General features: G+C 70.4%; 16 protein-coding genes and 1 tRNA gene. 10 read left to right on the top strand and 7 right to left on the bottom strand.

Annotated features, from left to right (window positions below):
* Positions 1-118: 118 nt before the first annotated feature.
* The 4 genes from R2B38_RS35325 to R2B38_RS35310 all read right to left on the bottom strand — a co-directional run bounded on the left by R2B38_RS35325 (position 119) and on the right by R2B38_RS35310 (position 3,323).
* Positions 119-1,306: an AI-2E family transporter gene (locus R2B38_RS35325; RefSeq protein WP_318019870.1), complete on the bottom strand. Its 1,188-nt coding sequence runs from the start codon at positions 1,304-1,306 to the stop codon at positions 119-121.
* 121 nt (positions 1,307-1,427) lie between these two features.
* On the bottom strand, positions 1,428-2,444 hold the full coding sequence (locus R2B38_RS35320) for an iron-containing redox enzyme family protein (protein WP_318019869.1): 1,017 nt from the start codon (positions 2,442-2,444) through the stop codon (positions 1,428-1,430).
* Complete coding sequence (locus R2B38_RS35315) at positions 2,441-2,653, bottom strand: CDGSH iron-sulfur domain-containing protein (RefSeq protein WP_318019868.1); 213 nt, start codon at positions 2,651-2,653, stop codon at positions 2,441-2,443. Before R2B38_RS35315 ends, R2B38_RS35320 begins: the two co-directional genes overlap by 4 nt.
* Positions 2,634-3,323 carry a HemK2/MTQ2 family protein methyltransferase gene (locus R2B38_RS35310; protein ID WP_318019867.1) on the bottom strand — a complete coding sequence of 230 codons (690 nt, stop codon included), beginning with the start codon at positions 3,321-3,323 and terminating at the stop codon, positions 2,634-2,636. The genes R2B38_RS35315 and R2B38_RS35310 overlap by 20 nt, the downstream gene beginning before the upstream one ends.
* Before the next feature lie 232 nt (positions 3,324-3,555).
* Between R2B38_RS35310 and R2B38_RS35305 the strand changes: the two genes are divergently transcribed.
* From R2B38_RS35305 to R2B38_RS35260, 9 genes are all read left to right on the top strand, one after another.
* Positions 3,556-4,044 carry a flavin reductase family protein gene (locus R2B38_RS35305; RefSeq protein WP_318019866.1) on the top strand — a complete coding sequence of 163 codons (489 nt, stop codon included), beginning with the start codon at positions 3,556-3,558 and terminating at the stop codon, positions 4,042-4,044.
* Positions 4,045-4,174: 130 nt separating this feature from the next.
* Positions 4,175-4,345, top strand: coding sequence for a hypothetical protein (locus R2B38_RS35300; RefSeq protein ID WP_033279280.1), 171 nt, complete (start codon positions 4,175-4,177; stop codon positions 4,343-4,345).
* A gap of 37 nt (positions 4,346-4,382) precedes the next feature.
* Positions 4,383-4,580 carry a hypothetical protein gene (locus R2B38_RS35295; protein ID WP_318019865.1) on the top strand — a complete coding sequence of 66 codons (198 nt, stop codon included), beginning with the start codon at positions 4,383-4,385 and terminating at the stop codon, positions 4,578-4,580.
* A 266-nt stretch (positions 4,581-4,846) separates the two neighbouring features.
* Positions 4,847-5,698 carry an STAS domain-containing protein gene (locus tag R2B38_RS35285; RefSeq protein WP_318019864.1) on the top strand — a complete coding sequence of 284 codons (852 nt, stop codon included), beginning with the start codon at positions 4,847-4,849 and terminating at the stop codon, positions 5,696-5,698.
* On the top strand, positions 5,695-6,066 hold the full coding sequence (locus tag R2B38_RS35280) for an STAS domain-containing protein (protein ID WP_318019863.1): 372 nt from the start codon (positions 5,695-5,697) through the stop codon (positions 6,064-6,066). The genes R2B38_RS35285 and R2B38_RS35280 overlap by 4 nt, the downstream gene beginning before the upstream one ends.
* The gene (locus R2B38_RS35275) at positions 6,063-6,485 is read left to right on the top strand and encodes an anti-sigma regulatory factor (RefSeq protein ID WP_318019862.1); all 423 of its coding nucleotides are present in this window, start codon (positions 6,063-6,065) and stop codon (positions 6,483-6,485) included. Before R2B38_RS35280 ends, R2B38_RS35275 begins: the two co-directional genes overlap by 4 nt.
* Entirely contained in the window at positions 6,482-7,540 is a 1,059-nt protein-coding gene (locus R2B38_RS35270) for an ATP-binding SpoIIE family protein phosphatase (protein WP_318019861.1), read from the top strand. The genes R2B38_RS35275 and R2B38_RS35270 overlap by 4 nt, the downstream gene beginning before the upstream one ends.
* A gap of 18 nt (positions 7,541-7,558) precedes the next feature.
* Positions 7,559-9,013, top strand: coding sequence for a sensor histidine kinase (locus tag R2B38_RS35265; RefSeq protein WP_318019860.1), 1,455 nt, complete (start codon positions 7,559-7,561; stop codon positions 9,011-9,013).
* Positions 9,003-10,607 carry a fused response regulator/phosphatase gene (locus R2B38_RS35260; RefSeq protein ID WP_318019859.1) on the top strand — a complete coding sequence of 535 codons (1,605 nt, stop codon included), beginning with the start codon at positions 9,003-9,005 and terminating at the stop codon, positions 10,605-10,607. The genes R2B38_RS35265 and R2B38_RS35260 overlap by 11 nt, the downstream gene beginning before the upstream one ends.
* Before the next feature lie 87 nt (positions 10,608-10,694).
* Here the strand turns inward: R2B38_RS35260 and R2B38_RS35255 are convergent, their stop codons facing one another.
* The 3 genes from R2B38_RS35255 to R2B38_RS35240 form a co-directional block, all read right to left on the bottom strand.
* The gene (locus R2B38_RS35255; protein ID WP_318019858.1) at positions 10,695-11,069 is read right to left on the bottom strand and encodes a PRC-barrel domain containing protein; all 375 of its coding nucleotides are present in this window, start codon (positions 11,067-11,069) and stop codon (positions 10,695-10,697) included.
* Between the two features lie 416 nt (positions 11,070-11,485).
* Positions 11,486-11,572: transfer RNA gene (locus R2B38_RS35245), tRNA-Leu, on the bottom strand.
* Positions 11,573-11,759: 187 nt separating this feature from the next.
* Positions 11,760-12,203, bottom strand: a complete 444-nt coding sequence (locus tag R2B38_RS35240; protein WP_318019857.1) for a MarR family winged helix-turn-helix transcriptional regulator — start codon at positions 12,201-12,203, stop codon at positions 11,760-11,762.
* Positions 12,204-12,275: 72 nt separating this feature from the next.
* On the opposite strand from R2B38_RS35240, the gene R2B38_RS35235 reads away from it, so the two are divergent.
* Positions 12,276-13,205 (top strand): LLM class flavin-dependent oxidoreductase, encoded by a 930-nt coding sequence (locus tag R2B38_RS35235; RefSeq protein ID WP_318019856.1) that lies wholly within the window; start codon positions 12,276-12,278, stop codon positions 13,203-13,205.
* The last annotated feature ends 8 nt before the right edge of the window (positions 13,206-13,213 follow it).

Raw genomic sequence — 13,213 nt, 5'->3', positions numbered from 1 at the left:
GCAGTCCCTGCGGTGACCCGGAAATGTCTCCCCGCACGGCTGCCCGCAGCCGCTCTCTCGCCGGACACCGCCACCCGAGCGACCGGCACCCCCGGGCACGTCCTCCGCCCACGCGGCGTCACTTCCGTTCCTTCTCGGGAAAGACGTACTCGTCGAGGAGCAGGCCCGCGGCGACGGCCGCCGGGATGGCGACGAGGGCGCCGATGATGCCGAGGAGCGCGCCGCCGACCAGTACCGCGAGGACGGTGACCAGCGGATGGACGTCGACGGCGAACTTCATGGCCCGGGGCACGATGAGGTAGTCCTCGGCGAGGCGGAAGACGACGTAGAAGACCGCGGTCGCGATCGCGATGGGCAGGGACACGGAGAGCGCGACGAGGCTGACGACGATTCCGGCGAGGGTGGAGCCGACGATCGGGATCAGGTCCATCAGGGCGGTGAAGATGCCCAGCGCGGCGGCGTACGGGACGCCGGTGGCCGCGCACCAGCCGAAGGTCGCCACTCCGGCGATCCCCGAGGTGACCAGGTTGCCGAGCATGAACTTGCCTATCCGGTTCATGATTTCCTCGGCCACGCCCTCGACGCGCTCGCGGCGGCTGGCCGCCACGAAGCGGTAGCCGAACTGTTTGATCGTCGGCAGGGCCGCCATGCAGTACAGGGTCACCGTGATCACGATCGCCGTGGACGTGACCGTACTCAGGACCACCTGCCCGGCACCCAGGACACCTCCCGCCAGACCGGACGCTCCGGATCCCGAGGCGATCTGCTCCTTGGCCTTCTCGACCACGTGGTAGCGGTCCTCCAGGCGGCCGATCGTGGACTGGTGGTTGTGGAGCTGCTCCAGCCAGCCGGGCACCGCGTCGACCAGCGCGCTGATCTCCTTGGCGACCGGCGGAATGACCAGCGCCAGGAATCCGGCGAGCACGACGACGAACCCCGTCAGTACGATCGCGACGGCCCAGCCGCGCCGCAGACCCCGGCGCGTGAACCAGACGACGAGTGGTTCCAGGCTGATCGCGATGAACACGGCCAGCAGGAGCAGGGTCAGCATCGAGCTGACCCGCAGCACGGTCTGGACGGCGAGCCACGCCAGACTCGCCCCCAGCCCCAGAGCGAAGCCGACCGTCACCCAGGACCGCCTGCGCCCGCCGCGTGCGTCCCGCTGCGGGGGCTGCCGCGACGCCTTCCGGAACTCCTCCACGGCGTCCGCCGACGCGGCATCGGAGCCGTTCACGTCCGCCACTTCCGCCCCCTCCGGCCGGCCGTGCTCGTCCCGGGCGGACCCGGACTGGGACTGCGCAGACATCGCGACGCCTCTCCTCGGCTGCCTCCAATGGGTGGGTGGCACCGTTCCCGGGTACCCAGGCACTCCGCTCGTACCGCGTACGCGCGGGACCCGCCTGTCCGGCCGACGCGCCGAGAGCCGGTCACAACGGCGTGCGCAGTGAACTGCGGCCGTCCCGCCAGGCGTTGAGGAAGTGGTTCCCGAGCCGGTTCTCGGTCCATTCGGTGGCGTCGGCGCCGAAGGCGATGTCCTCGTCGAGGGAGGGTTCGCTTTCGAGGAGGCCGCCTACGACGTCCCGGCGGACGATCTGCTCGTGGACCGCGTCGGCCTCGACGTGCTCGGCGTAGAAGTGGACGGCGGCAGCACCCGCGCCGACGCGGCGCAGTCCCTGCGCGAGACGTCGTGAGCCGGGCGACGAGGTGGTCTCCACGGCCGCGAAGTGGCCCACCAGGGCTCCGCGCAGCGCCCGGTGCAGTCCGAACAGGGACATGAGGTTGACGTTCGTCAGCATCTCCGCGCCGGCCGCGTCGACGTAGTGCCCGTACGTGGTGTCGAGACCGAGGTCCGTCATCAGGCCGGCGAACAGCCGGGCGTGGATGCGCTCGGCCCGTCCGGCGCCGAACTCGTCGTACTCCACGGCGACCATCGCGGCCTTCGCGCGTCCCGTCAGCCGCGGGATGACCCAGGCGTGCGGATCGGCTTCCTTCAGGTGATAGAGGGAGCGCTGCGCCGCGTACTCGCGAAAATGCCACAACTCCCCTCGTTCCTTGAGGAATTGGGAGGGTCCTTCGGCGTCGGCGGGTTCCACGAGCAGGTCCGCGAGCGCGTCCTGCGCCCTTCTCGGCGGGCCGACGTCGGCCCGGAGCGCGGACAGGAAGCGGTGCTCCATCTCCGCCCGCAGCCGCAGCAGACCGGGGTCCCACTCCCACACGGGATCGACACCGGCGAAGCCGCGGTAGTGCAGCTCGTAGCAGAGGTAGAGGGCCAGTTGGAGGTCATCGCCGTACGGGTCGGCGTACGCCGCCGTCACCCGCTGCGGCAGCGGTGTCCCGGCGGGCCGGGTCAGGGCCTGGCGGACCGTACGGGAGAGGTCGCCCCTGCTGCGGGGCAGCGCGGGGCCGGTGGCGTGGTCCCGGGCGGGCGGTGCGGTGGTGGTCATGGGGTCCGCCTCTTGGCTCGGGCACGGTGGCTGGTGTCGCACCAGGGATAGGAGCGGCTGCGGCGGCAGACGCAGACGGCGACGACGAAGCGGTCCGAACACACGGTGGTGCCGTCGTCGAGCACGACCTCGACCGGTCCTTCGACGAGGATCGGCCCGTCGTTCGTCAGCGTCACGCGGTGCGCGGGCTCAACGGGTCCGTTCGGCACGGATGACCACCAGCTCTTCCTTCTCCTCGCCGGCGTCGACGAGCCCCTGCTCCCGCAGCCACCGGGTGCGCGAGCGGAGTACGGGACCGAAGGGCACCAGACGCCGCTCGGTCACCCGGGCCTCGAGTCCCGACCGCTCCAGGGCGGCCAGGGTCGGTGCGATGCCGCACAGGGTGGAGTGCACGAGCAGCAGCGCGCCTCCGGGACGCAGCGACATGTGCGCCCTGCGGCAGATCCGGTCCAGCAGGAGGCGTCCGTCGGCACCCGCGTCCCACGCCACCGCGGCACGATGGCGGCCGGGAGCGGCCCCGGGTGCCGGGACGTAGGGCGGATTGCTCACGACGAGGTCGAACCGGCGGCCCGCGACCGGGCCGAACAGGTCACCGTGGAGGACTTCGACGGACAGGCGCGCGATCCGGGCGTTGAGGCGGGTGGCGAGGACCGCCCGGTAGGTCCGGTCGACGGCGGTGACGTGGGCGCCCCGCCGGGCGGCGGCCAGAGCGAGGGCACCCGAACCGGTTCCCAGGTCAAGGACGGCGCCTCCGGCGCCGACGCGCTCCCGATGCAGTGCCCGCGTCAGCAGTTCGGTGTCGTGCTGGGGGGCGTACACCCGCCACGGCGCCAGTACCGTGGCACCCCCGCCGTCGTCCCGCGCCGTCGTGCTGAACACCCGTACACCTCACAGCCCGCGCCCCGAGCGTGTCACCGGACGCACCCGTCGGGTGGTTCCATGCGAGGAGGCGCCTCACGGGTGAACCTCACAGGGAACACCCGACCAATGCGTCACTGCGCCGAGTGCCCGGCAATCCGGACCTCACACGGCACAACGGACACTTCTACGATCATCAGGGCGTCGGAGCCGCGCACCGGCGTCCGATCTCCTGAGGCGGGAGCCAGGCACCGTGACCGATCTCGACCCCTTCACCGACCTGCTGGACCATCCGATGTACGTCGTGACCGCCGAGGCCGCCGGGGAACGAGCCGGCTGTCTGGTCGGATTCGCCTCGCAGTGCTCGATCGAGCCCGCCCGGTTCATGGTCTGGCTGTCCAGGGCCAACCGGACGTACCGGGTCGCCGAGCACGCCGAACGCCTCGCGGTCCACCTCCTGCGCCACGACCAGGACCGGCTGGCCCAACATTTCGGCGGCGAGACCGGCGACCGCACCGACAAGTTCACGGACGTCCCGTGGCATCGGGGACCGGGCGGATCAGTGATCCTCGACGAGGCCCCCGCCTGGTTCGTCGGCCGGGTGGAGAACCGGGTCGACGGCGGCGACCATGTCGGTTTCCTGCTCGCTCCGGAGGCGGCGGAGAACTCCGCGGACGACCGAACCCCTCTGCTGACGCTGAACGACACCCAGGGCATCACCCCGGGCCACCCGGCGGACTGAGCATGGGGAACCCGAGGGCGGCCCCGCCGGCACACGGTCCGAACCGGAAGGGCCCGACCATCGGGATCGGCTGCCGTCAGGGCGTCTGACCCGAACGATTCAGGGCACTCGGCGGTCAGGAGGTTCAATCATGGTTCCCATCCTGCTGGTGTTGCTCGTGGTGCTGATTCTCTTCGGCGCCGGTTTCGCGGTCCAGATTCTCTGGTGGATCGCCCTGGTCGTACTCGTCCTCTGGCTCCTGGGGTTCCTCGTGCGCGGAACGAGCGCGAGCGGAAGCCGGGGGCGCTGGTATCGCTGGTAGTCCTCCGCACAGCCCTCACGCACCAACTGGAGCAACGATGACCAAGCACGAACACGCACGTCCCACCCCTCCGTCGCAGGCTCCCGGGGAGGGCGGCGACCCGGAGGCCCGGGAGGAGGCGGACGAAGCGGCACGTCCCCGCACACCGGAGGACGCTTCCGCATCGGGCAGCGCCGAGGGACGGCCCTCCGAGAAGAACACCCCGGCTGCCGTACCGGATGAATCGGACGCGTAGCAGCGGCCCGGAGCATGTCTTCGGGCGTTGGTGACCACCTCGCTGACCACCAGGCGCGTGAGGTCCATGGCCCGGGCGAAGACGGCCACCCCGTGTCGCCTTCCGTTCCCGTCGTCGGGCCGACGCCCACCCGGCCCGACGTACCTCATGTTCCTGCCAGTCGAATTGACCGCGTGTCAGAGCATGGAGAATGACCTCCACACACGTGCCGTAGGCTGCGCCGGTCAGCCCTGACACCTACATGTGAATATCGAAGGAGTACCTGAATGGTGAAGCGAGACAACGCCGTGGACCTGGTGGGGCTCCTGTCGGTCGAAGGGCAGGATCTGGCCGCGTCGTGGGTCGGAGAGGTGACCGGATCACTCGGCGGCCGCGTCAGCGCGGCAGAGCTCAACCGTGAACTGCGTGAGCTGTACGAAGCCCTGGTGGACGCGCTGCGGAAGGGCGCCACGGATGTCCACTCGGAGCACATGTCAGAAGTCCGGGCCCATTTGACGGAATTGTCGAGAAACCGTGCCCGGCAGGGATTTTCGCCGAGCGAAACCGCCGTCAGTGTATTCGCGCTGAAACGCGTCCTCGAACCCGTACTGGAAAAGGGCACCGCCGACGACATACGCGCTTATCTGCGGCTTGCCCGAATACTCGACAGTCTGGGGCTCTTCACGATCGAGACCTATACACAGACTCGGGACGAACTCATCACCGCGCAGGCGGAGCAGCTGCTGGAGCTGTCCACGCCGGTGGTGCGGCTGTGGGACGGGGTCATCGCCGTACCGCTGGTCGGCACCCTGGATTCGGCGCGGACCCAGGTGGTGATGGAGAAGCTGCTGCAGGCCCTCGTGGACACCGGCTCGGAGCAGGCCATCATCGACATCACCGGCGTTCCCGCGGTGGACACCCAGGTCGCCCAGCACCTGCTCAAGACCATCGTCGCCGCCCGGCTGATGGGCGCCGAGTGCACGGTGTCCGGCATCAGTCCGCAGATCGCGCAGACCATCGTCGCGCTGGGGATCGAGTTCGACGGCATCGTGACGAAGGCGAGTCTGGCGGACGCCCTCAAGCTGGCCCTGCGCAGGTCCGGTGTGGACATGGTCGCGCACACCGGCGCGCAGCGATGAGCGACCGCATACCGATCCTGCGGATCGGGGACACCCTGGTGGTGTCCGTCCAGTTCGACCTGGAGGACCAGACGGTCCTCAATCTCCAGGAGGATCTGGCCGACCAGATCGTGGCCAAGTCCGCCCAGGGCGTCATCATCGACATCAGCGCTCTGGAGATCGTCGACTCCTTCGTGGGGCGCATGCTGGCGACGGTGGCCGCCATCTCGCGGGTGCTCGACGCCAGGACCGTGGTCGTGGGCATGCGCCCGGCCGTCGCCATCACCCTGGTCGAACTGGGTCTCTCGCTCGGCGGTGTCAGCACCGCTCTCGATCTGGAGAAGGGGCTGGCGAAACTGAGCCGGCCCTCCAGTACGGGTCCCAGGTGACAGCGCCCTGGACAGCCGACGAAGAGCCGCAGGTCTACGCCGTCGAGCGCAGCGGTGACCTCGTCCACGTCCGCCAGGCGATCCGGGCGCTGGCCCAGCGGTGCGGCCTGTCCCTGGTCGACCAGACGAAGATGATCACCGCGGCCAGTGAACTCGCCCGCAACACACTGACCTACGGCGGCGGGGGCACGGTCAAAGCCGGGCTGGTGAGCGCGAACAGCAGACGGGGGGTGGGCGCGGTCTTCGAGGACACCGGCCCGGGGATCCCCGACGTCGAACAGGCCATGACGGACGGCTGGACCTCGGGCGGTGGCCTGGGGCTGGGCCTGAGCGGTGCCAAGCGGCTCGTCGACGACTTCACGCTCCGTACCGCGCCCGGCGAGGGCACGGCCGTCACCATCATCAAGTGGGCGCGATGAGTACCACGACCCTCCCGGAGTCCGAGGATCTCGCGTGGTTCCGGGACGGACCGTCCCTGTCGGTGGCCGCCCGGGGCGCGGCCACCGCGCTGGCCCGGCGCATCGGGCTCAGCGGCCATCGGTCGGGCGAGGTCGCCCTCGCCGTCACCGAGGCCGCCACGAACGTACAGCGGCACGCCGTGGACGGTGCCCTGCTGCTGCGGGTGGTGCGCTCCGGGGACACGGCCGGGGTGGAGTTCCTCACCGTGGACTCGGGGCCCGGGATGACGAACGTGTCCGCCGCCCTGGCCGACGGGACGTCCAGCGCGGGCACGCTGGGCATCGGCCTGGGCGCGGTCTCCCGCCTCGCGGACCACTTCGACCTGCACTCGGTGCCGGGCCGCGGCACAGTCATGGCCGCCCGGTTCTGGCCGCGTACCGGGGACGGCAGAGCCGTCGTGGCCTCCCCCGGCGACTCCCCCGCCGCCGGCGTGACCAGGCCGATCAGCGGGGAGACCGTGTGCGGGGACGCCTGGGCCGTCCGCGCGGTGGGCGGTGACGGCGACGGGGACCACCCCGTGCTTCTGGTCATGCTCTGCGACGGTCTGGGCCACGGACCGCTCGCGGAGCGCGCGAGCCAGGCCGCGGTCAGGGCGTTCCACGCCACGCAGGAGCTCAGCCCGGAGGGTGTCCTCGGCGCCGTTCACCGCGCGCTGCGCGGGACGCGGGGCGGGGCGGTCGCGGTGGCACGGATCGAGCCCGCCGCGGGACGGCTGCTGTACTGCGGCATCGGCAACGTCAGCGGCTTCCTCGTCGACGACGGTGGCCGTCGCGCTCTTTTGTCGGCCCCCGGGATCGTCGGCGCGCACATGCGGCGGCTGCGGACGTTCGAGGAGCCGCTGCCCGCGCACGGCGCCCTGGTCATGCACTCCGACGGGTTGACCGAACGCTGGGACCCGGCGGCCCTGCCGGGCCTTCTGGGTCACTCACCGCTCGTCATGGCCGGGCAGTTGCTGCGCGAGGCGGCCGTACGGCTGGACGACGCGTGTGCGGTCGTGGTCAAGGGCGCCTGGTGACCGGGGAGAGGAGCGGGCATGCCGGCCGACACGGCTGAGCCGGGCCCGCGCGGCGGGGCACTGCGCCACGACCGCTCGCCGGACGCCGGCCGGGTGGCGTCCCTCGGTCTCGCCACGCCCCAGGACGTGTTCGGCCTGCGGCGCAGCGCCCAACAGGCCGCGGCCGCCGTGGCGTTGGACCACCAGGACCAGGTCCGGCTGGCCACCGCGCTGAGCGAACTGGGCCGCGACCGGCTCGGCTGCCGCGGCCTGGAAGTCGCCTTCGGCCTGGACGCCACGGCGCAGCCGATGGCCCTCGTCATCACGTTCGTCTGGATCGGCGGACCGCCGCCGGCCCGGGACACGCTCGACCTGGCGGCCAAGCTCGTACGGGTCGACCACGAGGCCGGTTCCGCGGTCAGCCGTATCGTCGTCACCCAGCCGCTCACCGCACCGGGGCTGACGGCGGCCGACCTGCGCGCACGTCTGGTCAAGGCGCTCGCCGACGGTGCCCGCTCCACCGAGGCGGACGATCTGCGCGCCCAGACCCGCGACCTGGTCGCCGCCCTGGAGGAGACCCGCGCCCAGCGGGAGGAACTCCTCCATCTGAACGAGGAGTTGGAGGAGACCAACCGCGGAGTACTCGCGCTCTACTCGGAGTTGACCCAGGAGCTGGAGACCACCAACAGCGGTGTGCTGGCCCTGCACTCCGAACTGGAGGACAAGCGGCACCAGTTGCTGGCGGCGAGCGAGGCCAAGACCCGGTTCTGGACCAACATCAGCCACGAACTGCGCACTCCGGTCAACTCCGTCGTCGCGCTCTCCGCCCTGCTGCTGGCGACCGGTTCACCACCGCTCACCGAGGAGCAGCGGGAACAGGTCGACCTCATCGCGTCCTCCGGCCACACCCTCCTGTCGCTGGTGAACGACCTCCTGGACGTCGCCAAGGCCGAGGCCGGTCACCTCGACATCCATCCTCAACCGGTGGATCTGCGGCTGCTGTTCGCCCACCTCGGCAGCCTCCTCATGAGCAGCTCCCATCACGACCAGGTCACCCTCGTCACTCCTGGCCTCGAACAGCAGCCCGCCCTGGTGACCGACGAGACACTACTGATCCGCATCCTGCGCAACCTCCTGTCCAACGCGCTGAAGTTCACCGAGCGGGGCGAGGTACGCCTGGACGTCGCCGTCGACCCCGAACTCTCCCCGCACGCCGTCCTGTTCACCGTCACGGACACGGGAGTGGGGATCCCCGCCGACGAACTCGGCCGGGTCTTCGAGGCGTTCTACCAGGTCCGCGGCCCCCACCAGCGGGGACATCCCGGCACCGGCCTGGGCCTGCCCTACGCCCGCACGCTCACCGAACTGCTCGGCGGTTCCCTCACCCTCACCAGCACCGCGGGTGTCGGCACCCGGGTACAGGTGCGCCTCCCGGACCTCGGCCGGGAACCCGCGAAAGAACCGGACACCGGAGGGTCGGGTCATGACCGATAACGTCCAGGATCCCTCACCCGCGACCGTCCTGGTCATCGACGACAACGCGACGAACCGCTACGTCCTCACCAGTTGGCTCCGGCGCGCGGGACACACGGTCATCGGCGCCGCCACCGGCGAACAGGGGCTCGCGCGGCTGCACTCCACCGAGAGCGCGCTGCCGGACCTCGCCATCGTCGATGTACGGCTGCCCGACATGAGCGGCTTCGAGGTCAGCGAACGCCTCAAGGACGACCCGCGGACGGTCCATCTGCCGGTGATCCAGATCTCCGCCGCCGCCACCAGCGCCGACGACCACGCCGAGGGACTGCGCCGCGGCGCGGACGCCTATCTCGACCAGCCCATCGACCCCGGCGAACTCCTCGCCACCGTCACCGCCACCCTGCGCTACGCCCGGGCCCGCCAGCGCGCCGAACGGCTCACGCGACGCCTCATCGCCCTGAACACGGCGACGCTGGACGTGTACAGTGCCGTGGGCTTCCACTCCTTCGCCTCGGCAGCCACCGGCGGCGCGGCCGGAGTCCTGGACAGCCCGGCCAGCGCGGTGTTCCTCTCGCCCCAGGCGCAGGCCGTGCACAGCATGATCGACGACCCGCGGACCCCCGTACGCACGCATCCGGCCCATCCCGGCCTCCTGGACCGACTGGCGGCGCAGGGCCTGAACCAGGACACCGGGGTCGCGGTCGTCCGTGTCCCGCAGGACCGGTGGCGAGCACTGCTGCCGGCCGACCACCTGCCCGGCGAGATAGCGCTCGCGGTCGCCCGCACCAAACGCGGCCGGCCCCCCGTCTGTCTGGCCGTCCCCGCCGCCGCCCTGGCCGGCGCCGACGACGAGCAGCTCTTCCAGCAGCTGGCCAACGCGAGCGCCCTGGCCCTGGAGGCCCTGCGCACGTACAACGAGGAGCACGCCCTGGGCCTGGCCCTGCAACGCTCCTTCCTCCCCAAGGAGTTGCCGACGGTCCCCGGCGTCGAACTGGCCTTCCGCTACCTCCCGGCCTCCGAACACGCCGAGATCGGCGGGGACTTCTACGAAGCGGTACGGACCGTCGACGGCCTGCTGCTCGCCATCGGAGACGTGGTCGGACACTCGGTGACGGCGGCGACCGTGATGGGCGAGGTACGTCACGCACTACGCGCCTACGCCATCGAGGGCCACCCTCCCCACCACATCCTGGAACGCCTGGAAACGCTGCTCGGCCAGTCGCAGCCCGGCGTCACGGTCACCCTCTGCCTCGCCCTCGTCACCCCGCACGACCGCCGCCTGCACATCGCCAACGCCGGTCACATTCCCCCGCTGTTGATCGACCCGGACCGCGGGCCACGCTTCCACCACCCCCACGGCCCGCTCCTCGGCATGGGGCTCCCCCACCCCCCGCCCACCGTCGTGCCGGCCCCGCCCGGCACCCGCCTGCTCATGGTCACGGACGGCCTCGTGGAGGTGCGCACCGCCCATCTCGACACCACACTCGACGAGTTCAGTGACGCCGTCACCGAAGGCCCCGACGATCTCGAGGAGTTGTGCGATCTGCTGCTCGCCCGTTTCGGGCACAACAAGGACGACGACATCGCCCTGATCGCCGCCCTGTTCTCGTAGGCGTCCGACCTCGTACGACGGGGCGCGCGAGAGCCCCGGGACTCCTCGCGGAATCCCGGGGCCGTGGTGCTCGCGGCAGTTGCCGGATCAGACCATCGGTCCGCCGAAGGGACCGCCGCGGCCCGTGCCGTAGTACGTGCCGACCTGCTCGTGGTAATCCCGGTCGCCGAGGTGCTTGTCCCGGTTGAACTCCGGGGCGTCCTTGATCTGTTGCTTGGTGAGGCCGACGGAGACCTTCTTCTCGTTCGGGTCGATGCTCACGACCGTGCTCGCCGGGAGCAGGACCTCCTTGCCGAAGATCCACACACCCGTGTCGACCACCAGGTAGGAGTCGTCGACCTCGTCGGAGTGCTTGTCGACCTTGCCGATGCTGCCGTCCGTCGCCTCGACCTTGAATCCGGTCAGGTCAGTGCCCGGCTGGTGGCCCGACTCGGCCTGGTAACCCCATACGTTGTCCGTCATGCGAAACCTCCCCTTGCAGTGCGCGAATACCGAGGAAGCCCGTCCGGTATTCCGGTGGGCGCCCCTCGGCAGGTCGAGTGCCCACCGTTTTCCGTCCCACACAATTTTAATGTTCGACTACGAACCGCGCGAGGTCACCACCGGTACCAACGGCCCCTCGACCCACCGCTTCCGGCACTCCGGAAGACGAATCCCAGCAGCCACAGAACGGCCACGACAACGATCCACCACAGAATATGAGGAGTGAATCCGGTGCCACCCAATATGAGGGCGAGGAGAAGCAGAAGAATCAACGCACCAATACGGATCCCCCTTTCCGGAAGACCCTGGCGCCCTCGGTGCCGTATGACATACGACCACGAAAAAAGGATGGTGTTGGCTGGAGCCCAGCCAACACCATCCACGTGCACGGAGCTTGTGTCCGAGGGGGACTTGAACCCCCACGCCCGATAAAGGGCACTAGCACCTCAAGCTAGCGCGTCTGCCATTCCGCCACCCGGACCAGGTGTCTGCCGCCTGGCCGGGGGTGTTCCCCGCGGCGACATGGACAACAATACCAAGCTTTCGGAGTGCCCTTCACCTGCATATCCACCCCTGGGAGCGCGGGCCGCGGAGCGCCCGCGACCTGCGAAAACCCACCACTGCGGGTGAACGGTCGACTACGGACTCAGGCCGGATCCCGCCACCCGCTCACTCCCGCTCCGCGAGCACCAGTGCCTGCAGTGCCCGGACGAGCGACGCCGCCGTCTCCTCGTCCAGCGGCGCGAGGAAACGGCGCTCCGCCGCACGGCGTGCCTGCTCGGCCCGGCGCAGACAGTCCCGGCCCTCCGGCGTCAGTTCGACGATGTTCTTACGACGGTCCAACGGGCTGCGGCGCCGCTCCACCAGACCGTGGTCCTCCAGGCCGTCGATCAACGACACCATCGTGGTCCGGTCGACCCCGAGCCGCCCGGCCGCCTCGACCTGTGACAACGGCTCCCCCGCGGCGAGCACCACCAGTACGGCCAACTCGTGGCCGTCCACTCCGTGCGGCGCCAGCGCTTCCGCCGACGTCCTGGCCAGTCCGGCCTGGGCGTGCTTGAGGAGATAGCCGAGCCGGGACTCCAGGGGCGCGGGTTGCTGGTCGTTGGCCATTCGTCGACTGTATCCCCACTGAATCCCCCATCTGATCGTCAGTGCTCCTGATGATTTACTATGCTGACGGCCATGGCAGACAACGCGGACGTCATGACTCCCACGACCACGGTGCGCTTCGGAATCAAGACCACCCCCATGCATGTGCCGTACGAGGACATCCGGCGGGTCTGGCTGGAGGCCGACGCCGTGCCGGAGATCGCGGATGCCTGGCTGTGGGACCACCTGCTGCCGGTCGCCGGGCCGAAGGACGGCCAGATACACGAGAGTTGGACCCTGCTGAGTGCGCTCGCCGCGCAGACGGAGCGGTTGCGGCTCGGGCTCCTCGTCACCAGCAACCGCATCCGGCCGCCGGCCGTGCTCGGCAAGATGGCGTCCACGGTGGACGTGATCTCCGGCGGGCGTCTCGTGCTCGGACTGGGCGTCGGCGGCACGCATCAGCCGCCGGGGGCCGGGGGAATCGAGGGCGCAAATCCGGCGATCGCCGAGTACGAGGCGTACGGCCTCTCGCTCGTCCCGCCCGGCGAGGGCCTCGCGCGGCTCGCGGAGACCGTCGAGATCCTGAAGGGGATGTGGACCCGGGACGTCTTCGACTTCGAGGGCCGCCACTACCGGCTCCGCGGCACACGGTGCGAGCCGAAGCCCGTGCAGCGACCGGGTCCCCCGCTGCTCATCGGCGGCTGGGGCACCCGGCTGCTACGGCTGGTCGCCGAGCACGCAGATATGTGGAACGTTCCAGGACCGCCGCACAACACCGTCGACCACGTCGCCGAGCGCGCCCGCGTCCTCGACGCGCACTGCGCCGAACTGGGCCGCGACCCGGACGAGATCACGCGTTCGGTGCAGCTCTTGGTGTCGTACGACGATCCGGCCGCGACACGGGAGACGGTCCGGCGGCTCGTCGACGCCGGGATGAACCACATCGTGCTGAGTCTGCCGCGCCCCTATCCGCGGGGCGTGGCCCGGTGGCTGGCCGACGAGATCATCGCCGGGCGGCACTGACCAGGTGG

The sequence above is a fragment of the Streptomyces sp. N50 genome (assembly GCF_033335955.1).
In the GTDB taxonomy this organism is placed as follows: domain Bacteria; phylum Actinomycetota; class Actinomycetes; order Streptomycetales; family Streptomycetaceae; genus Streptomyces.
The sequence above is the reverse complement of the archived record's forward strand: the minus strand, read 5'-3'. Positions and strand labels throughout refer to the sequence as shown.

What these genes read in the sequence shown, in the direction of transcription:
- R2B38_RS35325 (WP_318019870.1), bottom strand. Translation starts at nt 1,306, where the DNA reads ATGTCTGCGCAGTCCCAGTCCGGGTCCGCCCGGGACGAGCACGGCCGG.
- R2B38_RS35320 (WP_318019869.1), bottom strand. Translation starts at nt 2,444, where the DNA reads ATGACCACCACCGCACCGCCCGCCCGGGACCACGCCACCGGCCCCGCG.
- R2B38_RS35300 (WP_033279280.1), top strand. Translation starts at nt 4,175, where the DNA reads ATGGTTCCCATCCTGCTGGTGTTGCTCGTGGTGCTGATTCTCTTCGGC.
- R2B38_RS35295 (WP_318019865.1), top strand. Translation starts at nt 4,383, where the DNA reads ATGACCAAGCACGAACACGCACGTCCCACCCCTCCGTCGCAGGCTCCC.
- R2B38_RS35285 (WP_318019864.1), top strand. Translation starts at nt 4,847, where the DNA reads ATGGTGAAGCGAGACAACGCCGTGGACCTGGTGGGGCTCCTGTCGGTC.
- R2B38_RS35280 (WP_318019863.1), top strand. Translation starts at nt 5,695, where the DNA reads ATGAGCGACCGCATACCGATCCTGCGGATCGGGGACACCCTGGTGGTG.
- R2B38_RS35270 (WP_318019861.1), top strand. Translation starts at nt 6,482, where the DNA reads ATGAGTACCACGACCCTCCCGGAGTCCGAGGATCTCGCGTGGTTCCGG.
- R2B38_RS35265 (WP_318019860.1), top strand. Translation starts at nt 7,559, where the DNA reads ATGCCGGCCGACACGGCTGAGCCGGGCCCGCGCGGCGGGGCACTGCGC.
- R2B38_RS35260 (WP_318019859.1), top strand. Translation starts at nt 9,003, where the DNA reads ATGACCGATAACGTCCAGGATCCCTCACCCGCGACCGTCCTGGTCATC.
- R2B38_RS35255 (WP_318019858.1), bottom strand. Translation starts at nt 11,069, where the DNA reads ATGACGGACAACGTATGGGGTTACCAGGCCGAGTCGGGCCACCAGCCG.
- R2B38_RS35240 (WP_318019857.1), bottom strand. Translation starts at nt 12,203, where the DNA reads ATGGCCAACGACCAGCAACCCGCGCCCCTGGAGTCCCGGCTCGGCTAT.
- R2B38_RS35235 (WP_318019856.1), top strand. Translation starts at nt 12,276, where the DNA reads ATGGCAGACAACGCGGACGTCATGACTCCCACGACCACGGTGCGCTTC.